19 protein-coding genes and 1 tRNA gene are annotated in these 24,284 nt (G+C 44.0%); 19 read left to right on the top strand and 1 reads right to left on the bottom strand.

The genetic code is table 11. The features are described 5' to 3' along the window. Positions 1–177 precede the first annotated feature (177 nt). Positions 178–822, top strand: coding sequence for a cob(I)yrinic acid a,c-diamide adenosyltransferase (locus tag VLA57_RS08905; RefSeq protein ID WP_133104108.1), 645 nt, complete (start codon positions 178–180; stop codon positions 820–822). A gap of 103 nt (positions 823–925) precedes the next feature. On the opposite strand, the gene VLA57_RS08900 is transcribed toward VLA57_RS08905, so the two are convergent. Beyond that, positions 926–1,903: a hypothetical protein gene (locus VLA57_RS08900; protein WP_133104107.1), complete on the bottom strand. Its 978-nt coding sequence runs from the start codon at positions 1,901–1,903 to the stop codon at positions 926–928. A gap of 396 nt (positions 1,904–2,299) precedes the next feature. Here VLA57_RS08900 and VLA57_RS08895 point away from each other — a divergent pair, with 396 nt between their 5' ends. The 18 genes from VLA57_RS08895 (at position 2,300) to ureG (ending at position 23,944) form a co-directional block, all read left to right on the top strand. Continuing rightward, complete coding sequence (locus VLA57_RS08895; RefSeq protein ID WP_133104106.1) at positions 2,300–3,028, top strand: glycerophosphodiester phosphodiesterase; 729 nt, start codon at positions 2,300–2,302, stop codon at positions 3,026–3,028. Between the two features lie 449 nt (positions 3,029–3,477). Further along, positions 3,478–4,656, top strand: coding sequence for an acyl-CoA desaturase (locus tag VLA57_RS08890; protein ID WP_181210356.1), 1,179 nt, complete (start codon positions 3,478–3,480; stop codon positions 4,654–4,656). Between the two features lie 273 nt (positions 4,657–4,929). Continuing rightward, positions 4,930–6,396 carry a protein adenylyltransferase SelO gene (locus VLA57_RS08885; protein WP_133104104.1) on the top strand — a complete coding sequence of 489 codons (1,467 nt, stop codon included), beginning with the start codon at positions 4,930–4,932 and terminating at the stop codon, positions 6,394–6,396. A 329-nt stretch (positions 6,397–6,725) separates the two neighbouring features. Further along, entirely contained in the window at positions 6,726–9,047 is a 2,322-nt protein-coding gene (locus tag VLA57_RS08880) for an NADP-dependent malic enzyme (RefSeq protein WP_020443216.1), read from the top strand. Between the two features lie 159 nt (positions 9,048–9,206). Beyond that, a complete protein-coding gene (locus tag VLA57_RS08875) occupies positions 9,207–10,379 on the top strand; it encodes a tRNA nucleotidyltransferase (protein ID WP_133104102.1) in 1,173 nt (390 codons plus the stop codon). 59 nt (positions 10,380–10,438) lie between these two features. After that, on the top strand, positions 10,439–11,242 hold the full coding sequence (locus VLA57_RS08870; RefSeq protein ID WP_333954822.1) for a pteridine reductase: 804 nt from the start codon (positions 10,439–10,441) through the stop codon (positions 11,240–11,242). 82 nt (positions 11,243–11,324) lie between these two features. Further along, positions 11,325–11,401: transfer RNA gene (locus tag VLA57_RS08865), tRNA-Ile, on the top strand. Between the two features lie 674 nt (positions 11,402–12,075). Beyond that, positions 12,076–13,386, top strand: a complete 1,311-nt coding sequence (gene urtA, locus VLA57_RS08860; RefSeq protein WP_026037277.1) for an urea ABC transporter substrate-binding protein — start codon at positions 12,076–12,078, stop codon at positions 13,384–13,386. Between the two features lie 138 nt (positions 13,387–13,524). Then, entirely contained in the window at positions 13,525–15,324 is a 1,800-nt protein-coding gene (urtB, locus tag VLA57_RS08855) for an urea ABC transporter permease subunit UrtB (RefSeq protein WP_133104101.1), read from the top strand. 10 nt (positions 15,325–15,334) lie between these two features. Then, positions 15,335–16,405, top strand: coding sequence for an urea ABC transporter permease subunit UrtC (gene urtC, locus VLA57_RS08850; RefSeq protein WP_010200558.1), 1,071 nt, complete (start codon positions 15,335–15,337; stop codon positions 16,403–16,405). Then, entirely contained in the window at positions 16,405–17,361 is a 957-nt protein-coding gene (gene urtD / locus VLA57_RS08845; RefSeq protein ID WP_133104100.1) for an urea ABC transporter ATP-binding protein UrtD, read from the top strand. Before urtC ends, urtD begins: the two co-directional genes overlap by 1 nt. Positions 17,362–17,407: 46 nt before the next feature. Beyond that, positions 17,408–18,106, top strand: coding sequence for an urea ABC transporter ATP-binding subunit UrtE (gene urtE, locus VLA57_RS08840; protein WP_011513331.1), 699 nt, complete (start codon positions 17,408–17,410; stop codon positions 18,104–18,106). Positions 18,107–18,150: 44 nt separating this feature from the next. After that, positions 18,151–19,140 (top strand): urease accessory protein UreD, encoded by a 990-nt coding sequence (locus VLA57_RS08835; protein WP_133104099.1) that lies wholly within the window; start codon positions 18,151–18,153, stop codon positions 19,138–19,140. Between the two features lie 150 nt (positions 19,141–19,290). Beyond that, positions 19,291–19,593, top strand: coding sequence for an urease subunit gamma (gene ureA / locus VLA57_RS08830; protein ID WP_010200554.1), 303 nt, complete (start codon positions 19,291–19,293; stop codon positions 19,591–19,593). A 74-nt stretch (positions 19,594–19,667) separates the two neighbouring features. Beyond that, positions 19,668–21,800, top strand: a complete 2,133-nt coding sequence (ureC, locus tag VLA57_RS08825) for an urease subunit alpha (RefSeq protein WP_133104098.1) — start codon at positions 19,668–19,670, stop codon at positions 21,798–21,800. A 74-nt stretch (positions 21,801–21,874) separates the two neighbouring features. Then, a complete protein-coding gene (ureE, locus tag VLA57_RS08820) occupies positions 21,875–22,444 on the top strand; it encodes an urease accessory protein UreE (RefSeq protein WP_133104097.1) in 570 nt (189 codons plus the stop codon). Beyond that, on the top strand, positions 22,437–23,252 hold the full coding sequence (locus VLA57_RS08815) for an urease accessory UreF family protein (protein WP_133104096.1): 816 nt from the start codon (positions 22,437–22,439) through the stop codon (positions 23,250–23,252). Before ureE ends, VLA57_RS08815 begins: the two co-directional genes overlap by 8 nt. Positions 23,253–23,290: 38 nt before the next feature. Next, positions 23,291–23,944, top strand: a complete 654-nt coding sequence (ureG, locus tag VLA57_RS08810) for an urease accessory protein UreG (RefSeq protein WP_133104095.1) — start codon at positions 23,291–23,293, stop codon at positions 23,942–23,944. The last annotated feature ends 340 nt before the right edge of the window (positions 23,945–24,284 follow it).

Raw genomic sequence — 24,284 nt, 5'->3', positions numbered from 1 at the left:
TACGCTTAGCCAATAAAAAAGCGCTTACATAAGCAAATCACGCATAAATCAAGGGTAAAGAGAACATCAATATAAAACTTAACCCATTATCTTAGCGAAAATGCTCGTAAAATACTACAATGAGCGCGCAAGTAAGACTCTGTAATGATAAAAACATTGATAGTTAAGGATAAAAATATGGGCAATCGTTTAAGCAAAATTTATACGCGTACTGGCGATGATGGCAGTACCGGCATGGCAGATGGTAGTCGCGTCAGTAAAGCGGACATCCTATTTAGTGTGATGGGTGATATTGATGAGCTCAACTCGCACATTGGCTTGGTACGTGCGCAGCTTACTCAAGCGTTAAGTGCGCAAACCAATAATTCAAGGCACAGCCAACAGCTACCTGAACGCTTGCAAACAAAGCAAGAAGTCGACTTTGCCCAAGCTTTAGTGATTATTCAACATTTATTATTTAATATCGGTGGTGAGCTTGCTATGCCAGAATATGAAGGCGTAAATACGATTCATATTGATTGGCTTGAGCAGCAGATCGATGCGATGAATACGACGTTACCACCGCTAAAAGACTTTATCTTACCAACAGGCTCATTATTGGTCAGCCAATTGCATGTGGCACGTACTGTTTGTCGCCGCGCTGAGCGCCAAGCAGTATTACTAAAACAAGCGCAGCCACAAGCCATTCGACCGACAGCGGTCAGCTTTATCAACCGTTTGTCTGATTGGCTCTTTGTCGCCGCACGTTTTTGCACAGACCCTGAACAGGTCTCTGAAGTCTTGTGGGACAGCCAAGTATTACAAAAATTCGCTGATAGTTGAGCCATTTAATAAACCATAAAAAAACGCCTGCAATAAATATGTTGCAGGCGTTTTTTTATTGAAATACTGAAACGATGCTTATCGATATTTAGTAGCAATAAGATTAATAAGTTGCTTCTTTATCTTCAATAATGACCATATCAATGCTTTCATCTTTAGGCGTTGCTTTTGGCGCTTCTGGAGCAGCAGGTGTAGGAGTTACTGTACTAGGCGCAGTAGTGCTAGGTGTTGGCGCTGACGGAGTACTACTTGGCGTCTTTGTACTTTGACTGCTGTTTTGATTAACAACTGGTGGCTTAGCAGGTTGTGCTGGGCGCACAGGCGCAGCTGGCGTTACCGCTCTTGGCTGACTAGTATTATTATTGCTCTGTGTATTCTGAGCTGATTCACGGCGGCGTTCAGGTTGCTGAGTGGCACGTTGGGCGCGCTGCTCTTCCATTGCTGACTGGAGCGTTGAGCTGGCGACCACTTCTGATACCACTGTTAATAATGCTGGCTGTCCTGCGATACGTGTACGTACTTGACCGCCTTGCGTACCAACAACATAGGTAAAAGCATCATCAATGAGCATATTGTTATTGATACGAATATTGTCATTGGCTAAGCGCGATTGCAAACTTGGCTGATTATTAGCGGCTTGCACTTGGCTGGCTTGATATAAGTCTTCACTTGGCAGAGTCATGCTGACGCTTGCCTGACAGGTAGTCAGACCATTTTCATTGGTTGCTTGCAACACGGCGGCATTTTGTATATCGATGATAATACCGTTTGCTTTAGTAGAAACCACACCGCTGCCTAAACCAATCTCTGCATCGTTGGCATAACTGACTGCTAAAGTTTGGGCTTGTTGATTGAGCGTATTTTTCAAAGCGGATTTGAGGCGGTCTTGTACCATAGGATCATCACAGCTCACCGCCGTGGCAGCAGCGTTTTCACTAACCTGTGTTTCTTGCTCAGTCACTTCTACCGTTTCGGCATCGTCTTTTTCTGAGCGATCACAACCAGCAAGCGCTAAACCACATACCATGCCGATACCAGCAACTTTATACCATTTGCTCACACTTTTATTTGCTACGCTCATATCTCTTTTGCTCCAATTTACTGATTCGTACCGTCGCTCACGGACAGTATTTGACATTTACACTATAAAACTCAAATCTAGCAGAAACCGGCATTGCGATAGATTTGAAAACCACATTATTATACGGTGTTTGCAGGAGATGGTCATCTATGTAGCCTACTGATGTACAAATAACGTTCAACATTGTGTCCGAAATATAGCTTTAGTTGCAAAAAAGCTACAAATATATATTTACTTAAACAAATATTAAGATGATGACAGAAAGTTTTATCAGCATAAAATTTTTATAAATGCTTTATTCAATACGCTTTGATACGTGATAGCGTTGGATGCAGTTAATAACAGACGATATAATATTTCCATTATAATGCTCAAAATATGTGATGGTTACTGGTTATGATAGATCTTAAGAACACCTTGCTACTTGGTCATCGCGGCGCGCGCGGTGAAGCATTAGAAAATACCTTATCAGGTTTTGAATATGCGCAAAATTTGCAAAGCTCTGGTTTGGCAGGTGTAGAGTTCGATGTACAACTTAGCCGAGATGGACAGCTCATCGTCTTTCATGATGAAACGCTTGAGCGCATGTGCGGGCAGCAATCACGTCTAGATCAGCTAAATGTGAGCGAAATACAGCGTCATCATCAGTTTGGTCAGCCAATTATCACGTTGCCTGACATTGCTTCTGCTCTAAATACCTATACTTATATTGAACTTGAGGTTAAAACCCATAGTCGCACTGATTATGCCAAACTCGTAAAAGCCTTGATGCGTGACCTCATTGATAGCCCACTTGCTAGCCTACCGATTGTACTAACCAGCTTTGATGTTGAGCTGCATGCCCATTTACAATGCAGTACTTTCATGAGGCATATACCACGTGGGCTGCTTATTCGAGAGCCTAAACTACTGAAACAGGCTCCCAATACTGCCTTACAACTTGGCTGTAAGCAATTAGGTATCCACTATCCGCTTTTGAATCGTGAAGTCATACAGCATTGTCATCGCTATGACTTACCTGTAAGTGCATGGACGGTCAATGATATTGAGACTATTAAGCAGCTTATAAACTGGCAAGTTAATGTGATTATTACCGATTACCCAAGCTATTTATTACTACCTTAACGCATTACTCCTATTTCTAAACTCGCTTTTGTGGTGTACATATTTATTGTTTTACTTACATTTTTACCTTATAGCTGATAAGTCACGGCTTATTTGCCATAACACCTACTATAATCCATACAAGTTATTGTTATTTAGCAATATTTTTATAGTGTATAAGTGTTCACTTTACTAAGTATTTAAGGTAATATAGACGCTTAAATTAATACCGTTAGGGATATTATATGATTGCAAAAAAAGCACTTGGCTTACCGCTTAAAGGCTTACGTTTCGCTATCAAATCTGGTGACACATTTGTCAAAAATGCCAGCATTCAAGTCACACGTTTTAAAACACGTTTTGATGAGAATAAAGCAAAAAACTCACTCGATGAGATGCCTGTTGCCAAACGCAACTATGCAAGCGCCTCTGAGCAGACTGAACTGCCTACCGATGTAGATAATATCGATATGCGTGAATTTGAGTTTACCAAAGCACCGATTAACTGGATTCCAGCGACTATTCTGGTAGCCACGCCTATTGCTGCAGCAATTATTACGCCATGGTATCTGTTCACCCATCAAGTCAGCGCACCGGTTTGGGGCGTATTTGGGGCGTTTATGGTATGGACGGGTATCAGTATCACAGCTGGTTATCACCGTTTACTATCGCATCGTGCTTATAAAGCGCATCCAATCGTCAAAAACTTTTTATTGCTAGGTTCTACCTTTGCGGTACAGGGTTCAGCGTTTGATTGGGTTTCTGGTCACCGTACGCATCATCGTCATGTCGATGATCGCTTAGAAGACCCGTACTCAGCGAAACGTGGCTTTTTCTTTAGTCATATGGGCTGGATGCTACGCAATTATCCTAGCGGAAAATTTGACTATAAAAATATCCCTGACCTGACCAAAGATAGAACGCTGCAAATTCAGCATAAATATTACGGTTTATGGGTTGCTGCATTGAACATCGGTGCAGTCGCCGCGATCGGTTGGTTATTGGGTGATGTTTGGGGTACTTTGGTCATCGTCGGTTTGCTACGTCTGGTACTGACGCATCACTTTACCTTCTTTATCAATTCGCTATGTCATATGTTTGGGTCGCGTCCTTATACCGATACCAACACTGCACGTGATAACTTCTTCTTGGCTCTATTTACGTGGGGTGAGGGTTATCATAACTATCATCACTTCTTCCAGTATGATTATCGTAATGGCGTAAAATGGTGGCAGTATGATCCAACCAAATGGCTTATCGCTGGTTTATCGAAGCTGGGCTTGACTACTGAGCTACGTACTGTTGATGACACCACTATCAAGCATGCTGAAGTACAAATGCAATTTAAAGCAGCGCAGCAGCAGATTGATACGGTCACATCAAGTGGTATTGATATTCCTCATGCGATGAAAAGCTTCCAAGATCGTATTAAGTTTGAATATGATGCCTTTACGCAAACGGTTGAAGAATGGCAAGCATTAAAAGCAAAAACCATTGAGCTGAAAAAGACCGAGTTTGCTGATCGCTTGCATGAAGTTGAAGATGAGTTAAAGCAAGATTATGCCAAGATTGAACAAAAAATATTGGCACATAACAGCAATCTGAAAACAGCATTTCGCTCTATCGGTGAAAGCGCAAAAGCGGCTTAAGTATTGATAACTGTTTGATTATTTAGTATTTTATTGTGACGTTTCTCCTTCCCTCTATCTGTAAAAGATAGGGGGATTTTTTCGTGCGGTATTAAATCTCATGTCTATTGATAAATAGTAATGTGATAAACAATGATGTGATAATTAATCATGATTTACAAGAGACGGACAGAGTGCAATGCTGCTATATCAAGGCTATGTTATAGTGAGTTTACTCTATTCATATCTTAAATTTCTTCTCCCAGCTTTTATCTTTAAATTGGAACGGCTCTTATGCGCTATCAAAACACCTATGCTCAATTGGACACCCGTCTTTATAATGAGCAACTGCCAAACCCATTAGACAATCCTCGTGTCGGTCATTTTAATATTCAAGTTGCTGAGCAGCTGGGCTGGACGGAAGATACAGATTTGATGACTCGTTGGGTTGAAATACTTGGTGGACAGTATGTGCCAGCTGAATTTCAGCCTTTATCAATGGCGTATGCTGGTCACCAGTTTGGGCAATGGGCGGGGCAATTGGGCGATGGTCGCGGCTTATTAATGGCGCAAGTACTCGATAAAAACAATCAACTACAAGATATGCATCTAAAGGGTGCAGGCTTGACGCCCTATTCACGCATGGGTGATGGGCGTGCGGTATTACGCAGTACCATTCGTGAGTATTTATGTGGTCATGCGCTCACTCAGCTTGGTATTGCCTCCTCTAATGCCTTGGGATTTGTGGTATCAGATACCAAAGTGCGCCGCGAACGAATAGAAGCAGGAGCGGCTTTAATGCGTGTGGCTGACAGTCATATTCGCTTCGGTCATATTGAGTGGATTGCCAGCTTTGCGCCTGACCTACTTGGCGAATTTACCGACTATATGATTGATACTTATTATCCAGAGTGCCGTGATAGTGATAAGCCAGTCTTAGCATTTTTACAAGCGGTGGTTGAACGTACCGCACGCATGATAGCTGATTGGCAACTGATTGGATTTGCGCATGGCGTTATGAATACGGATAACTTGTCTATTACCGGCAGTACTCTAGATTTTGGTCCGTTTGGCTTTATGGAGCGTTTTAACCCTGCTTGGATCAATAATCACTCTGATCATAGCGGACGCTACGCCTATCAAAATCAACCTGCTATTGGACATTGGAATCTAAATATTTGGTTACCGCACTTTATGCGTCTAGACGGTGTGACGCGCGAGACGTTAGCAGATTGTCTAGCGCCTTACGAAGCGACCTTTATGCAGCATTATCAGCAAGGGCTATGCCGTAAGCTTGGGTTGCCGCATCAGCGTGAAAGTTTAAGCTTAGCGTTTGAATGGTTGACACTGCTAGAGGATAATTTACTCGACTATACCAATAGTTTCCGAGCGTTATTAGGCTTAATCGCACCGGACGAGCATCATTATGAGCAGCAGTTGCTTGCAACCTTGACGGCCGAGCTGAATCCTGAAGCACAGCAAGTCTGGCAAGCATGGTCGATCCGTTATCTGGCACAAGTAAAGCAGGTATCGATTACTCAAGCAATTGAGGATATGCAAGCCAGCAATCCTATTTATGTATTGCGTAACAGCATGGCTCAGCGTGTTATCGTTGCCGCAGAGCAAGGACAGTTTGAAGAACTAAATAGAGTATTCGAGTTGCTTGCTAGCCCTTATACGCTACATGATAGCGCCATTGACCTTGATACCTTACCGCCTGCGCCTCATGCACCGCAAATGCCAATCAGCTGTTCGTCTTAATATATATTTATTCTGTAATATTTTGAAATATTTTGCATTTGGGGTTGATATTTGGGTCATTTTTTTGGCATTATCAACTAGCTAAATAATGAATATCAATTTATTATATTGTGTGCGCAGTTCATAGTCCTTAGCTAGGCAAATTATTGGCGATAATGTAGACTATCTATTTTGCACTATTGTTGTTTTTTGCTGATGTTTAAGCACCGCATAGCACCCCTTAACAATCAATGTACACTCATGATCATATTCAATGGTTATTGAGAATTAGGCATTAGTTTTTATCACCATTTAATTTATTCCAATTTATCCTAACCATGGCAATTATTATGAATGACGATATCACTTTGAATACGGACACCCCTAGTACGGAAAAAGAGCAGTTTGAACAAGCTGCCTTACATTACCATGAGTTCCCTCGCCCTGGTAAAATCTCAGTTACTCCTATCAAGCAATTGGCAAACCAACGTGATCTGGCGCTCGCCTATTCACCAGGTGTGGCAGTACCTTGTCTTGAGATTCAAAGAGACCCATCTCTTGCGGCAAAATATACCGCACGTAGCAACTTAGTTGGTGTTATTACCAATGGTACAGCGGTGCTAGGTTTGGGAAATATCGGTCCATTGGCATCAAAGCCTGTGATGGAAGGTAAAGGGGTTCTATTCAAAAAGTTCGCTGGTATCGACGTTTTTGATATTGAAATTGCACAAAACGATCCGGACAAATTCATTGAGGCAGTTGCTTCTTTAGAGCCTACGTTTGGTGGGATTAATTTAGAAGACATCAAAGCACCAGAGTGTTTCAAAATCGAGCGCGAATTGCGTAAGCGTATGAACATTCCAGTATTCCATGATGACCAACATGGCACGTCAATCATTGTTGCGGCGGCGATGCTTAATGCATTAATCATCACGAACAAAAAAATTGAAGATATTAAAATCATTTGTTCTGGTGCCGGTGCTGCAGCGATTTCTTGCTTGGATATCATTTGTGCCCTTGGTGTGAATAAAAACAATATCTACGTATCAGACTCACGTGGCATTATCTCTACTACCCGTGAAAACCTTGATGAAACCAAACAGCGCTATGCTCGTGAAACCACTGCTACGACTATTGAAGAGTTGATGGATGATGTCGACATGTTCCTAGGCTTATCTATGCCTGGTACATTGACAGAAGACATGGTTCGCCGTATGGCAAAAGACCCTATCATCTTTGCGCTTGCTAACCCAACGCCTGAGATCATGCCAGAAATCGCCCATGCCGTCCGTCCAGACGTTATTATGGCAACCGGTCGCTCTGATTATCCGAACCAAGTAAACAACGCATTGTGTTTCCCTTATATCTTCCGCGGTGCATTAGATGTAGGCGCAACGACTGTCAACGAAGAAATGAAAATTGCATGCGTACGCGCCATTGCTGCTATGGCACATGTTGAAGCGACGCCAATGAGCAACGTCAAAAACGTTGAAAGTACGCCAAGCTTTGGTCGTGATTACCTGATCCCAGGACCACTTGAGCCAAACCTAATCATTGAAATCGCCTCTGCAGTCGCAAAAGCAGCTATGGATTCAGGCGTTGCAACGCTTCCTATCGCAGATATGAAAGCCTATCGTCAGCGTCTGTCTGAGTTTGTCTATAACTCAGCGTTTGTAATGAAGCCTATTTTTGCTCGTGCAAAAGCAGATCCAAAACGTATCGTTTACTGTGAAGGCGAAGACAGCAACGTACTATTAGCGGTACAAGTGGTCGTCGATGAGCAGTTGGCTTATCCAATCTTGGTCGGTCGTCCTTCAGTGATCGAAAATAACATTGCAAAGCTAGCACTACGCTTGAAAGATGGCGTGAACATTACTATCGTCAATGTTGATGATGATCCGCGCTATAACGATTACTGGAAAGGCTACTACGAGAAAAACAAACGTACTGGTGTCAGTATCGAGCTTGCTCGCCGTGATGTGCGCCGCAAAACCTCTTTAATTGGTGCGCTTTTGGTTGAAAATGGCGATGCCGATGGTATGATTTGCGGTACATTCGGTCACTATCAGCTGCATTTAAAATATGTTGGCAGAGTAATCAATAAAAAAGAAGGCATTAATGATTTTTACGCGATGAATGCGGTGCTCATGCAAGATCGTAATATTTTTATTGCTGATACCTATATCCATGAAGATCCAACGGCTGAGCAATTGGCTGAGATGACTGTATTGGCAGCTGAGCAATTGTGCCGCTTTAGCATTACCCCACGTGTGGCTTTGGTGTCGCATTCAAACTTCGGAACTTCTGATCGTGCCAGCGCGGTCAAAATGCGTAAAGTACATCAACTGCTGACCGAGATGAATGTCGATTTTGAGTTTGACGGTGAAATGCAAGGTGATGCGGCACTTGACGAACATATCCGTGCCAATGACTTGCCTTCGAGCAATCTTAAAGGTTCAGCAAATCTACTTATCTTGCCAACGTTAGATGCGTCGAACATTGCCTTTAACCTGCTTAAGACGGCAACCGGTAGCGCGTCTATCGGTCCTATTTTGTTAGGTGCAAGCAAACCTGTACATATTCTAACGCCATCAGCCACAGCGCGCCGTGTGGTTAATATGACGGCACTTGCGGTCACTGAAGCTCAGGATTTAGACAACGAGAAGCAGTAATCGATTACGTTCTTCAGAGTTAAAGTGCGCAATTAAGACAGTCTCTTGCATTTTTTATAGAGACCGTCTGCTATACTAAAACCAGCCAATGCTTAAAGTATTGGCTGGTTTTTTTTGACAAAATTTAGGTTAATTGGTAGTAAATATAAAGAGAATATTATGCAAGTGTATCTCGTCGGCGGTGCGGTACGTGATCAGCTATTAGGGCGCCCTATTAAAGATAAAGACTTCGTTGTCGTTGGGGCAACAGTTACTGAGATGCTTGACGCAGGTTTTCAGCAAGTAGGCGCAGATTTCCCTGTATTTTTGCATCCAGTAAGCCGTGAGGAATATGCCCTCGCACGAACTGAGCGTAAGCAAGGTTTGGGCTATCAGGGCTTTAGCGTGCATGCCAGTATTGACGTTAGTTTAAAAGACGATTTGCAGCGGCGCGACTTGACAGTCAATGCCATGGCCATAGAGGTTACTAGCTTAACCGACGATACACCGATAAGTGGTGACGTGATTGATTACTACGGCGGATTGCAGGATATTGAAAATAAAACCCTACGTCATGTCTCAAGTGCCTTTAACGAAGACCCTTTACGGGTGCTGAGAACGGCGCGCTTTTATAGCCGCTATTACGATTTGGGCTTTACTATCGCTGATGACACGTTAGTCTTGATGCGTGAGTTGGTTGCTTCAGGAGAGCTTACCCATTTAAGTAGCGAGCGTATTTGGCAAGAATCGAGCCGTGCAATGATGCAGCTCTCCCCTCAGGTATACTGGCAACAGCTATTTGATATCGGCGCCCTTGCAGAGTACTTTGCACCGTTACATCAGGCTTGGAATGATGATCAGATACGAGAGACAGTGCAAACATCGCTATATTTCGCCGGTCAGATGCAATTGAATCTATCACAGCGTTGGGCGCTATTAATGGTTAGCCTTAAGCCATCGTTATTTCAGTCTAAGCCTACTGAAGCCATAACAGCTGTCAAAAGTATTAACGATATAGGTGATATGGCTAAAGTACCAAAGGCACAAACACAATTTGCTGGTTTATTCGTACAACAAGCTGATAAATTAAGCGTTATAACCCAACTCAGTGCTGCCGAGAAAATTGATCTTATTCAAGCCTGCAGCGCCCATAAAGAGCCTGAAAAACTCTCGCAGCTCTTGGTCACAAGCCAAGTATTGCAGTTATCTATACAGCACCGTCAGATGATGTTGGCATTAAATAGCTTTCACAGTATTGGTATGAATGATATTGATCAAAGTCTCAAAGGTCCAGCGATTGGTAAAGCCTTGCGTCAATGCAGAATTGAGCATTTACAAACGCAAACAGCCTGACATAAAAAGATTAAACACTCTTTAAAATTTTAAAACCATATCCTAATTAAAACTCTATTATGACTCAAACATCTAAAAATACTCAGCCTATGATGGCATCTGCCCCCGTTATGCTTGTCACAGGTGGTGCTAAGAGAATTGGCGCGGCTATTATTCGTGCGGCTCATAAGCAAGGCTATCGCGTCATTATCCATTGTCATCATAGTGAGCAAGAGGCACATGCATTAGCAGACGCGCTGAATGATACTTGCGCTCATAGTGCTGTGGTTATTGTCGCGGATTTGGCAGTGGTAAATCAGGCAGACACTCTCAAGCACCTGACCCAAACTATCATGCAGGCATTTGGGCAACTAAACGTACTGGTACATAATGCCTCTCGCTTTTACTCTACCCCCCTTGGCAGTATTAATTATGACCAATGGGACGAGCTGCTGTTGACCAATGCCAAAGCGCCTTTATTGTTAAGCCAAGCACTACTACCTTATCTTAAGCAACAACAAGGTTGTATTATTAGTCTGCTTGATATTCATGCGCATGATAAGCCGTTTGCCAATTATACGGTTTACAATATGGCAAAAGCGGCGCATCGGATGATGGTGCAGTCTTTAGCACTGGATATGGCGCCTGGTGTACGCGTGAATGGGGTCGCGCCTGGGGTCAATATTTTACCCGATGCAGATAGCGATCAAGCGATTGATAGCGAGCAGCAAAGTAAGATTATAGGTTCCATTCCTATGCAGCGAATAGGCATCCCTGCTGACATTGCGCATAGCGTGCTCTATTTGGCGCACGCCAGTTATGTGACGGGTGAGATAATAACCGTAGATGGAGGCCGAAGTTTGACGCTGGCTGGTGGTAATTAGTGATAATTCATCAAATAGTATGCCCTATCTGCTAACTTTTACTTGAAAATATATAAAAATCAGGTATCATTGTGCGTCTAAAGGGCCCATAGCTCAGTTGGTTAGAGCAGAGGACTCATAATCCTTTGGTCGTAGGTTCAAGTCCTACTGGGCCCACCAAATTCAAACCCCGTAAACGCAATGTTTATGGGGTTTTTTGTTGTCTAGTGTTTTTAGCTGGCTTGTTAGAGTGTGCGATAAACCTCTGAGGGTGGATTTGCCTATCCCCAATGAATCAGCACCGTCAGGTACTTTACGTTTGTGTTCAACGACTAAGCTGATGGCTTCTAATTTGAATTATCAGGTATATTGATTGCGTTTGTTGGTCATACTATGTTCCTTCTTTTGTTTAGTACAACCTCTTAGCAACTGTCCAAATTTATTATGCCACTACATGCTGGCATGTCTTAGCAAGTCCTTACTGCTTTTATGAGTACTCAATTGGCTTAATTAATATCGGGGTTTGCTTTGCAAGCACCCTTGTTTATGCTTTCTGAACTTAGCAGCACACCGCTTTCAATGTAATCGTTTTAATCCTCTTAGACCAGACACTTATGGTGCATAGAAAATCATAAAAACCATCATGGTGCGAAAAAAGTGCAATATCTCCTAAAAAGACCGATATTGGTGCGTTTATTATGTATTTTGGAATGGCATAAATATTGAAGTGTTAATAGCAGTTAGAAATGGTTTGTTAACTCGGCCTACCAAGCTGCTACTTTATCTTTTTGGAGAAATATATGTCTTTATTGCCAACGCTTATCACTGCTACTCCTATCAGTACAAATTATCGTATCGACTCAAAACTCACATCACGTTTGTCTCTACTAGCAGTAGCCGTCGTAGGTAGCTTAAGCCTTATAGGTTGTCAGAAACCTGCAGAAACTAGCGCTGAGACCAATTCTACAGCCACAAAAACCGAAACGGCCGAGACCGCTACTACCCCTGCGGCAGATGGTGACACCATCAAAGTTGGCATCTTGCATTCTTTATCTGGAACGATGGCCATCTCTGAAACATCCTTAAAAGATACTGCTCTCATGACCATTGATGAAATTAATGCCAATGGCGGTGTGTTGGGTAAGCAGTTAGAGCCAATCGTCGTAGATCCCGCTTCTGATTGGCCGTTATTCGCTGAAAAAGCACGTCAGCTGTTAACTCAAGACAAAGTGGATGTCATATTTGGTGGTTGGACGTCGGTGTCACGTAAGTCCGTGCTGCCTGTCGTTGAAGAGCTAAATGGTCTTATGTTCTACCCTGTTCAGTACGAGGGTCAAGAACAGTCAGAAAACATTTTCTACACTGGTGCTGCACCGAACCAGCAAGCTATTCCTGCCGTTGAATACCTAATGAGTCCAGAGGGCGGTAGCGCAGAACGCTTTGTCTTACTTGGGACAGATTATGTCTATCCTCGGACTACTAACCAGATACTGCGTGCTTTTTTAAAGTCTAAAGGTGTCGCTGAAACAGACATCATGGAAGAGTACACCCCTTTCGGTTTTAGCAACTATCAGACTATCGTTGGCAACATTAAAAGCTTCTCGACGGGTAAGAAAACGGCGGTTATCTCTACCATTAATGGGGACTCAAACGTACCCTTCTATCGTGAGCTTGCCAACCAAGGCATCAAAGCCTCTGATATCCCCGTCATGGCATTCTCAGTAGGAGAAGAAGAGCTTCGCGGTATCGATACCAGCTTATTGCAAGGGCATTTGGCGTCATGGAACTACTTTATGTCGGTTAAAAATCCTGTCAATAGCGGCTTCACCAAAAAGTATAAGAAATATGCGCTAGATCATAAGCTACCGAATGCTGAAAAGGTCGTGACCAATGATCCTATGGAAGCCACCTACGTGGGTATCAATATGTGGAAACAAGCAGTCGAAAAAGCAGGTACCACTAATGTCGATAAAGTGCGTATTAGTATGGGAGGTCAGACTTTTGACGCGCCATCAGGGTATACATTAAAAATGGATGAGGAAAACCATCACTTATGGAAGCCTGTCATGATTGGTCAAATCCGTGCCGATGGTCAGTTCGATGTGATCAGCAAAACGCCAAAAGTCATTCGTGCTGAGCCATGGAGTCAGTACATTCCTAAATAAGATTGTGGTCACCTAAACCGCAATCCTTAGCCCTTAGCCCCTTAATGGTATCAATACCAGCAACCCTTTAGCTCCTCTACTGATAAAACAGTTTTCAGTAGAGGTTAGAGGAGTGTTGACTGCAAAAAAGGAACCATCATGTCACATTCTCCTTCCTATTATAAAAGTGACGCGCAAGCCAATTATTCTAATAAGACTTTTGTCATCGCCTTACTATCTTTACTCCTCCTCATTGCTATCACATCAGCTGCTCATGCTCACGAGACGCCAATAGCCCACAGCCATGGCGAGAAACTATCTACTAATACTGTGGCAGCGACATCCAATGCTGTAAGTGAAGAGACCTTACTTGCTCAAGACGACACCTTACTTGCTCAAAACAAGCAGTCTCTGACTACGCCCGCTAATCTTACGGTAAGTAAAGGGGACGCTATCGAACAGTTCGTTGCTGCTGACTTCACCATGCGCCAAACCATGCTCAATCAGTGGCCGGGGTCAGTTGAGAGTTTGGATACTTTAGTTGAGCTGATAAAAAACGATGAGCTATACCAAGGCAATGGTGGGCAAACTTATCTACTTAACAGCGAAGATGAGCTATTTACTTATCCTGTTAAGCAGCTGACCACCGAGTGGCCGAGTGACTTGGCGCAAGTGACTTTGACCAATACGCTACGCTCAGCCTTAGTATTTGGACAAGCCAAGGTTAAGCTTGAGTCAAACGATCCTACGCAACGTGTGCAGGCAGTTGCCATCTTAGCGGACAATATCGAACAGCTAGATCCAGCACTCATAAGTACTGCTGCCACTAATGAGGAAGACGACGACGTCAAAACGGCGTTGAGTACTTTACAAGCGAGGATTGATTTTAGAGATGGCGACGTCGCCAAGCAAATTGCCGCGCTTACCGTGCTCGCCGATAGCGATAGCCCGCAAGTCTTAGTTGATGTCAAAAAAGCATTGGCGGCAGATGATATCGATCCTGTGCTCAAATCTGCGCTGTTAGATGCTGAGGATAGTATTGAGCAGCGCATTACCATCAGTACTTGGATAGGTCATCTATTTACGGGGCTTAGTACGGCAAGTATCTTACTACTCGCGGCATTAGGGCTTGCCATTACCTTTGGGCTACTGGGTGTCATCAATATGGCTCACGGTGAGCTCATTATGATTGGTGCTTACGCCACTTATATGGTGCAAAATCTCTTTCAAGCGTATTTTCCTAGTATGACTGGATGGTATCTGGTTGCCGCTATACCCGTCGCTTTCTTAGTCAGTGCCATTATCGGCATGATTATCGAACGAATCATTATTCGCCCGCTTTACGGTCGTGAGCTTGAAACCTTACTGGCAACCTTCGGTGTCAGTCTGATTCTTATGCAATTGGTTCGGATGATATTTGGTGCGCAAAATGTCGAAGTCAGCAATGTCGACTGGTTGAGCGGTGCCTATCAAGTGTCCTCGAGCCTTGTACTCCCCTTCAACCGTATCGCTATTATCGGCTTTACCATCATTATTCTTATGCTACTGGTGTACTTACTTAACAAGACTCGCTTTGGGTTGTTTGTGCGCGCTGTGACTCAAAATCGGCAAATGGCACGTGCAGTGGGTATCTCATCTGCTCGCATCGATATGTTGGCTTTTGGACTTGGCTCGGGTCTCGCAGGTCTCGCTGGCTGTGCCTTAGCGCAAGTAGGCAATGTCGGACCCGACTTAGGTCAGACTTATATCATTGATGCGTTCTTAGTCGTCGTGGTTGGCGGTGTTGGGCAAGTATGGGGCGCGGTATTGGCATCTTTAGGTCTTGGTGTCAGTGGTACGGTGCTAGAGATTGGCATTGGTGCTGTGATGGCTAAGATTGTATTACTGGTTCTTGTGATTTTGTTTATTCAAAAACGTCCACAAGGTTTATTCGCCCTCAAAGGCCGTTTTGTGGATTAAGGAGAACCTCATGCGTTTGACTCAATTATTATCTGATTCCCCACGTAATGCCATTTTGATTGGTTTGTGTTTTTTAGTGCTACTGATATTGCCTTGGCTCCATTTACTACCTGAAACCTCTAGTTTTCACCTGTCTGCTTACTGGATAACTTTGATTGGTAAAATAATGGCGCTCGCCATGGTAGCCCTAGCTTTAGACTTGGTCTGGGGCTATGCCGGCATCCTAAGCTTAGGTCATGGTCTTTATTTTGCGCTAGGAGGTTATGCCTTTGGTATGTACTTGACGCGTGAAACTGCTGGCACGGGCTTACCAGACTTTATGCGTTTCTTAAGTTGGACCGAGCTGCCGTGGTATTGGGCAGGCACTCAGCACTTTTGGTGGGCGATGGCTCTAGTGGTATTAGTTCCCGGTCTGGTCGCTTTTATCTTTGGTTATTTTGCTTTTCGCTCCAAGATCAAAGGGGTCTATTTTTCGATTATTACTCAAGCCATGACCTATGCGGCAGCCTTATTATTCTTCCGTAACGAAACAGGCTTCGGTGGTAACAATGGCTTCACAGGTTTTACCACGTTATTAGGCTATGACATCACTGCCTCTTCAACGAGAGCTGTGCTGTGTTTTACGACTGCTTTGGCGCTGCTACTGTCCTATCTTGGACTACGCTATCTGATGAGCCAGCCTTATGGGCGCGTGCTCGGTGCCATTCGTGATAGTGAAAATCGCTTGCAGTATTTAGGCTATCGCACGCTTTGGTACAAGCTTTCTGCTTGGGTATTGTCTGCAGTCATTGCTGGTATCGCTGGTGCTCTATATGTACCACAAGTTGGCATCATTAACCCCGGTGAGATGAACCCCGTCAACTCTATCGAGATGGCAGTATGGGTGGCTGCGGGAGGCAGAGGTTCACTCATTGGTGCTATCGTAGGCGCAGGTGCCATCAATGCGATTAAGACTTATTTTACCGTTGCCTACCCTGAGTTTTGGTTGCTTATCCTAGGTGGATTATTTGTGGTGGTTACTTTATTTCTCCCTAACGGCATCATTGGCGTACTTGATCGTTTTAAAAAGGAAAAAGAATAATGTTAATAACTAATGCTGCTACTTCCCAAAAAGTTACTAACGATACGCTTGTTAAAAACAATCCTAGTATCAATAATCCAATGAAAAACTCTAAAAATATACCACACATAACGGTCGCAGAAAACACGCCTACCCGACCAGTCACTACTCTGGCTGAAGATTACGGAGATAGTGGTGGTTTAGCGCATCCTGTTCCCAAATCAGGGCCAGATATGAGACATGGTATTGCGCTGTATTTAGAAGACGTTAGCGTGTGGTTTGACTCGTTCCGTGCACTCAATGACTTATCTTTATACATTGAGGCAGGCGAGCTACGCTGCATCATCGGCCCTAATGGCGCAGGTAAGACAACTTTAATGGATGTCATCACTGGTAAAACGCGTCCTACTAAAGGCAGTGCATTTTTCGGTCAAATACATAATTTAGCCAAACTATCTACCGAAGAAATCGCGGAAGCAGGCATTGGTCGTAAGTTTCAAAAACCTACCGTATTTGAGAAATTTACTGTACTTGATAACTTAATGCTGGCCGCGCCAAAGGATAAGCGAGTGTCAAAAAGCTGGTTTACTCGTATTGACGCAGAAATCCAAGATACGCTTGACTCAACGCTTGATCAAATACGCCTAAAAGATCTGATTAACAAGCCAGCAGGACTGTTATCTCATGGTCAAAAACAGTGGCTAGAGATTGGGATGTTATTGATGCAAAGACCAAAGCTTATTTTGCTTGATGAACCAGTGGCAGGCATGACAGATGCCGAAACCGAACATACCGCTGAGTTATGTCTGCGCCTCAAAAAGAATCATACTTTAATCGTGGTTGAGCATGATATGACTTTCATTGATGCCATAAGTGAGAAAGTAACGGTCTTAGCAAATGGCGCTATTTTGGCTGAAGGCACATTAAATGAAGTACAGAATAATGAGGCCGTTATTGAGACTTACTTGGGTCGATAATTGATAGTAGTGCTTAGAAATAGACCTAAAAAATAGAGGTGCTTATATGTTAGAAATTAATGCCATAAATCAATATTATGGTGGCAGTCACATTTTACGTGATGTCACCCTCGCCGCCCCTGTAGGAGAATGTAGCGTGGTACTGGGTCGTAATGGCGTCGGTAAAACCACCTTGCTTAAATGCTTGATGGGCATCCTACCAATAAAATCAGGTGAAATTTTATTAGACGGTAAGGACATTAGTCAGATGACGCCTGAGCAGCGTGTACGCGCAGGACTCGCTTATGTACCTCAAGGACGTGATATATTTTCCACCTTGACCGTTGAAGAAAACATTCTGATTGGCATGGCGAAATTCTCTCAACGAAAAGCAAGCAAAGTACCCAAACACTTGTATGATATATTTCCAGTGCTGGACGAGATGAAGCATCGGCGCGGCGGCGATCTATCTGGCGGTCAGCAGCAGCAGCTCGCTATTGCTCGTGCGCTTGCCTCCGAGCCATCTGTGCTGGTACTCGATGAGCCGACTGAAGGTATTCAGCCCTCTATCATTAAGGACATCGGGCGGGTTATTAGGGATTTAGGTTATCAAGGTGAAATGGCCATTATACTGGTCGAGCAGTTTTATGAGTTTGCAGAAGAGCTTGCCGATAACTATACCGTGCTCTCTAGAGGACAAGTGGTTGCTCAAGGGGCTGGAGTTGACATGGCAAAAAACAACATTCAAGAGTTGGTGGCAATCTAAAAGGACACTTTATAAAAAGACACTTTATAAAAGGGAACACAATTTTGACTTGGCAATCCTCACTACAGCTTCATTTCGACTGCGCCTCTAATACTGCAAAAACTCGGCTGTGTCATCGTGCCCATACTGGCGCACTTATGGTGCAGCGCGCACTGTATCCTGAGCCTGATAGTACTGATAACAGCCAAGCAGGGATTTGCCATATTTATGTGTTGTATCCTCCTGCTGGTATCGCCGATGATGACCGCTTAACACTGGAATTTAACCTACACTCTAATAGCCATGCGGTGATTACCACCCCTGGAGCCGGCAAATGGTACGGGCAGCGCAAATCGTTGCGACCCTCTAGACCCAGCGATTCATCAAAATTTAACAACGGTACTCAATCGGCACATAGCAACACTTCTAACGACTGTTTTAATGATGTTGTCAGCGCAGAACAGCATATCGACGCCCGCCTCGATGACCACGCTGTCCTTGAATGGCTCCCTCAAGAAAGTATCTATTACGATCATTCTGTCTCTACTGCCAATAACCGCTTTTATTTAGCTAAGACGGCAAGTTTATTGACTTGGGATATTGCTGTGTTCGGACGTCAAGCGTATCAAGAGACGTTTGCTAATGGTCATTATGCCAACCGCTTAGAGGTATGGCGTGAGAGTGATTTATTGGTCAGTGAGTGCACTTCCCAGCAAGCCAATACGCGCTGGTTTACCTCACCATTAGGACTGAACAATCAACATGTGCATGGCTCTTTTTGGGCAATACCTAGCACAGAGGTCATTGCGCCTGAGTTACAGAATAATCCGCTCAAGCTTGGTCAATATTTAGATATCATTATTACCGAGATACGCCATCTCATTGATACGCAGTCACTACCCATTCACTGTACTCACAATTTTCAAGGTATCAATTGTCGTTATTTAGGGGCAGATGTGCGTGCCTGCTTTGAGGCTTTTTACCAAATTCGAGAGCTTATCAGGTCTAAATGGTACAAGCTTGAGCCTCATCGACCAAGGATTTGGGACACTTAATATCATGTGCTCCCACTTAATCTCATCCTTGAACAATGCTGAACCAAACCAGAATGACTCTACTTAGTACATTTAACTTAGTACATTTACTTTATGAAGATTAAAAACGGTTAATAGCCTTTAAAGCACAATAATTATTAAGGAAGCTTTATGCAATTAAATCCTACAGAAAAAGATAAACTCTTACTATTTACAGCAGGCATGGTAGCGGAACGTCGTAAAAACCGCGGTGTAAAACTCAATTATCCTGAGTCTATCGCTTACATTAGCATGTTACTAATGGAAGGCGCGCGTGATGGCAAAACCGTGGCGCAACTGATGAGTGAAGGAGCCACTTATCTTTCTGCCGATGACGTCATGGAAGGCATCGCAGAGATGATACATGATGTCCAAGTTGAAGCCACTTTCCCCGATGGCACTAAGCTGGTGACGGTACATAACCCCATCGTATAGCTTGTTTGCTATGAAGCCGTATAAAACGATATTGAACTAGAGCCATTGCCGTAAGACGATTAAGGATAATAAAAATGACGATGAAAGTAGGCGAATATAAGATTAAAGCAGGCGATATGGCATTGAATGCTGGTCGCTGCGTGCAAACCATAGCAGTAATCAATACAGGCGACCGCCCTATTCAAATCGGTTCTCATTATCACTTCTATGAAGTCAATGCAGCACTGAGCTTTGATCGAGAGTCGACGCTTGGCTATCGACTCAATATCCTATCTGGCACTGCTGTACGTTTTGAGCCGGGACAAGCGCGCGAAGTGGAGCTGGTTGCCATCTCAGGTAGACAGCATATCTATGGTTTTGCGGGCAAAGTTATGGGCGCTGTAGACCCTAAAACCTCTCAAAACACCTCGAAAAAACGCATTGACCGACGTATTTATGCCGAGCATTTTGGCCCTACCACAGGGGATAAGGTACGCTTGGCAGATACTGATTTATGGCTTGAGGTTGAGTATGATTTGACCAGTCATATTGATCACCAGCCTGACATTGATAGTGTCAGCATTGGTGAAGAGGTTAAATTTGGCGGCGGTAAGGTTATCCGCGATGGCATGGGTCAGTCACAGCTGCTGGGTGATCAAGTTGCCGATACTATTATTACCAATGCTCTGATTGTGGACTATAGCGGTATCTATAAGGCCGATATCGCTATCAAAGAGGGTCGTATCAGTGGCATCGGTAAAGCTGGCAATCCTGATATTCAGTCTAACGTGACGTTACCTATTGGTGCGGCTACCGAAATCATCGCAGGAGAAGGTAAAATCTTAACTGCTGGTGGTATCGATAGTCATATTCACTTCATTGCACCGCAGCAATGTGAGACGGCGTTGATGTCTGGTGTAACCACGATGTTAGGCGGTGGTACGGGACCTGCTGAAGGTACTCTTGCCACCACTTGTACGCCTGGTGCTTATCATATTCACAGCATGCTAAAAGCCACTGATGCTATTCCGATGAATATCGGATTCTTAGGTAAAGGCAATGTTAGTTTACCTGCCCCCATTGTAGAGCAGATTGAAGCGGGTGCTATCGGGCTTAAGCTTCATGAAGACTGGGGCTCCACGCCCAAAGCCATTGATAACTGCCTTAGCGTGGCTGAAGAATATGATGTACAAGTGGCTATTCATACTGATACGTTAAATGAAAGTGGCTATTTAGATAGCACTCTAGGCGCGTTTAAAGACCGCTGTATTCACACCTTCCATACCGAAGGCGCTGGCGGCGGTCATGCCCCAGATATCTTAAAAGCTATTGGCGAAACCAACGTCTTACCCTCATCAACCAACCCGACACGCCCTTTCACCATCAATACCATTGACGAGCATCTCGACATGCTCATGGTTTGTCACCATCTAAGCCCAGCCATTGCCGAAGATGTCGCTTTTGCAGAAAGCCGTATTCGTAAAGAAACCATTGCCGCTGAAGATATTTTACAAGATATGGGTGCCATCTCCATGATGAGTAGTGATTCGCAAGCGATGGGACGCGTGGGAGAAGGCATTATTCGCACATGGCAAACGGCTGATAAGATGAAAGCCCAGCGTGGTCACCTTGCTCCTGATCAATCAGCTAAAACTGAGCAATCCTTAGACAATATCATGCTAAGTCCTACGGATTCTGATAGCGGCAATGACAACTTTCGTATCAAACGCTACCTCGCAAAATACACCATCAACCCCGCTATTACCCATGGCATTAGTGATGAAGTAGGATCACTGGAGTTGGGGAAATGGGCAGATTTAGTGTTGTGGTCGCCTGCATTTTTTGGTGTTAAGCCTGATTTAATTATAAAAGGCGGTTTGATTGCAGCGGCACCTATGGGCGACCCCAATGCTTCCATATCCACCCCACAGCCTGTGCACTATCGCAGCATGTTTGGTAGCTTCCCCAAGACAGTGGCGCAGACTTGCATCACCTTTATGTCAAGTGCGGCTATTGATAAAGGTGTTGATAGGCAATTAGGATTAGAAAAGGTCATCAAAGCAGTACATAACATTCGTAAAGTACGTAAACAAGACATGAAATTCAACAGCTACTGTCCTCAGATGGAGGTCAATCCTGAGACTTATGAAGTGTATGCCGATGGTGAGCTGCTGACCTGTGAGCCTGCCGACTATCTACCGATGGCACAGCGCTACTTTTTATTCTAGCTGCTTTTTATTGTCGTGCTGATAATCCCCAGTCAGCTGTAAATCATCTATTTTAACGGACTATAGACATACTTATGAAAATTTATACGCAACGCCTTGATAAATCAGACCTGAACGCTGAACAGCAAGCCGTGATTGATAGCCAAAAACAGGCAGAAAAATTTTTATATTTAGATTTCGACACCCGTCAGCGTAGCCGTTTTAAAGCAGAAACCCAGCATCAAGAATCCATTGGTGTTGATTTGCCACGTACGGAAACCATTAAGAATGGCAGTGTGCTAGCAGACCATCAAGGCAATTTAATACAGATTATGGCCGCTAAGCAGGGATTAATCGAAGTAACTGCAGATAATAACTTTGACCTTATGAAAGGCGCTTACCATTTAGGCAACCGCCATGTGCCTTTAATGCTGACCCCTACTGCCCTCTACTTTGAGCCTGACCATGTTTTAGAAGCGATGTTACATCAACTTGGCCTACATACCCAAGCTGTACAAGCGCCGTTTGAGCCAGAGACTGGTGCTTATAAAGGCAATCAAGGCGGACATTCTCACTCTCATAGTCACAGTCATAGCCATGCACATAGCGATAACCATCAGCATAATCACTCTGACGCTCACAGCCATAATCATAATCATGACTAATCACGCCACACACTCACAGCAGACTACCCGTACCGCACAAGGTATAAATGATCTGAATAATACAGAGGTAACTGGACGTTTGCTCATGCTGGCGTCAAGCAACTTGCCTATTGGCAGTTATACCTACTCGCAAGGCATAGAACCGGCTATTGAGTCAGGGCTTATTCATGATGAAAGCAGTAGCATGGACTTTATGAGTGATTATCTGGAGCTGGCATTATGTCGTTATGAGCTACCGCTACTAGCGCTCATGATTGAAGCCATTATGATTGAGGACGTCGCACTTGCTGATGCTTTAGGTGCAGATTACCACGCTAGCCGCGAAACCAAAGAATTCGTCTATGAGTCAAGTCAATTAGCACTGTCTTTATCCGCATGGCTTGATAATGTCCTTGAGCTCAATGTGCCTGATAGCTTACTCGCTCATGGGTTTTTGCCACTGTTTGCCCATATCAGCTCGCACTGGCAATTTAACCCTGTACAAGCCATGACCACTTACGCTTTTGGTCAAATCGAAAATATGGTGCTGGCTGCGGTCAAGACTGTACCGCTTGGACAAATGGCAGGACAGCGAATCATTTGGCAGCTGCAACAGCTACTAAGCCAACAAGTACAGTCACTGGCTGCCAACGTCCAGCAAAAATTTTCGCAAGTTCAAAGCATGCCGTTAGTGGCAGATACGCCTGACATAGCGATATCAAGGCTAAATCTACTTTATCAACAGTTACAAATATCCGCTAACTTACCAAATTTAGCCATACTGTCTTGCCAGCATGAAAGGCAATACAGCCGCCTATTTCGCTCTTAATCGCTAATATACATAACTCTCATCAAGGAACTTTATCTATGGCACTAACACCCAAAGTCGAAAACAAAAATTTAGAAACGACGCTCTCTCCGCTACGTTTAGGCATTGGCGGCCCTGTAGGCTCAGGAAAAACGGCATTAACGCTGAGATTGTGTCAACGCCTGCGCGATGAAGTCAATATGGCAGTGGTAACCAATGATATTTATACCAAAGAAGACTCTGAATTTTTAACGCGTCATGAGGCCATGCCAGCTGAGCGTATTCGAGGTGTCGAAACGGGTGGCTGCCCGCATACTGCCATCCGTGAAGATGCCTCGATTAACCTATCTGCCATCGCCGAATTACAGCAGCAGTTTGCAGGTCTTGAGCTTATTATCATCGAGTCTGGTGGCGATAATTTGGCAGCAACTTTTAGCCCTGAATTATCCGACTTGACGCTATATGTCATTGATGTCTCAGCAGGCGACAAAATCCCTCGTAAAGGCGGCCCTGGTATCATGAAATCGGACTTACTCATCATCAATAAAACCGACCTTGCCCCTCTCGTAGGCGCGTCACTTGAGGTGATGGCACGTGATGCCAAAAAAATGCGCGGCGATAAGCCTGTGGTTTTTAGCAACATGAAAACAGGCGAAGGCGTTGATGACATCGTTGCTTTTATCCTTGATAAAGGCATGATAAGCATAGCGTAAGACCATGCCTCTAATGCCACATGCTAGGGCATAAATAGGTGTTCTGCAAACTACTGAATAATAAGCAGGCTATCAGACAGTGATCATATCGATTGGTTTACACATTAAGGATTTATCATGACCATAAAAACCTCACAAACCATGATATAGTCAATTCCAAATAAAACAGATATGTTATGTTCCAACGCAGTACTGGTATAAATTTTTCTGGCGTGCTGTGCCTACGCCGACAGAGGCTGCGTAAAACTCATTCCAGTCCTACTGTATCGCTTTAATACTGAATTCACTATACGTAAAAATTTCATCAGCAAAACGTCAACAGCTAGTGGATTAGCATTGT

Origin of the sequence: Psychrobacter sp. S4(2024) (assembly GCF_036861305.1) — a bacterium.
GTDB lineage: Bacteria > Pseudomonadota > Gammaproteobacteria > Pseudomonadales > Moraxellaceae > Psychrobacter > Psychrobacter cryohalolentis.
Note: the sequence above shows the minus strand (reverse complement) of the source record. Positions and strands in the feature narration are given on the sequence as shown.

Bases quoted from the DNA above. Each gene is read 5' to 3' on its own strand.
- VLA57_RS08905 (WP_133104108.1), top strand. From the start codon at position 178: ATGGGCAATCGTTTAAGCAAAATTTATACGCGTACTGGCGATGATGGC.
- VLA57_RS08900 (WP_133104107.1), bottom strand. From the start codon at position 1,903: ATGAGCGTAGCAAATAAAAGTGTGAGCAAATGGTATAAAGTTGCTGGT.
- VLA57_RS08895 (WP_133104106.1), top strand. From the start codon at position 2,300: ATGATAGATCTTAAGAACACCTTGCTACTTGGTCATCGCGGCGCGCGC.
- VLA57_RS08890 (WP_181210356.1), top strand. From the start codon at position 3,478: ATGCGTGAATTTGAGTTTACCAAAGCACCGATTAACTGGATTCCAGCG.
- VLA57_RS08885 (WP_133104104.1), top strand. From the start codon at position 4,930: ATGCGCTATCAAAACACCTATGCTCAATTGGACACCCGTCTTTATAAT.
- VLA57_RS08880 (WP_020443216.1), top strand. From the start codon at position 6,726: ATGAATGACGATATCACTTTGAATACGGACACCCCTAGTACGGAAAAA.
- VLA57_RS08875 (WP_133104102.1), top strand. From the start codon at position 9,207: ATGCAAGTGTATCTCGTCGGCGGTGCGGTACGTGATCAGCTATTAGGG.
- VLA57_RS08870 (WP_333954822.1), top strand. From the start codon at position 10,439: ATGACTCAAACATCTAAAAATACTCAGCCTATGATGGCATCTGCCCCC.
- urtB (WP_133104101.1), top strand. From the start codon at position 13,525: ATGTCACATTCTCCTTCCTATTATAAAAGTGACGCGCAAGCCAATTAT.
- urtC (WP_010200558.1), top strand. From the start codon at position 15,335: ATGCGTTTGACTCAATTATTATCTGATTCCCCACGTAATGCCATTTTG.
- urtD (WP_133104100.1), top strand. From the start codon at position 16,405: ATGTTAATAACTAATGCTGCTACTTCCCAAAAAGTTACTAACGATACG.
- urtE (WP_011513331.1), top strand. From the start codon at position 17,408: ATGTTAGAAATTAATGCCATAAATCAATATTATGGTGGCAGTCACATT.
- ureA (WP_010200554.1), top strand. From the start codon at position 19,291: ATGCAATTAAATCCTACAGAAAAAGATAAACTCTTACTATTTACAGCA.
- ureC (WP_133104098.1), top strand. From the start codon at position 19,668: ATGACGATGAAAGTAGGCGAATATAAGATTAAAGCAGGCGATATGGCA.
- ureE (WP_133104097.1), top strand. From the start codon at position 21,875: ATGAAAATTTATACGCAACGCCTTGATAAATCAGACCTGAACGCTGAA.
- VLA57_RS08815 (WP_133104096.1), top strand. From the start codon at position 22,437: ATGACTAATCACGCCACACACTCACAGCAGACTACCCGTACCGCACAA.
- ureG (WP_133104095.1), top strand. From the start codon at position 23,291: ATGGCACTAACACCCAAAGTCGAAAACAAAAATTTAGAAACGACGCTC.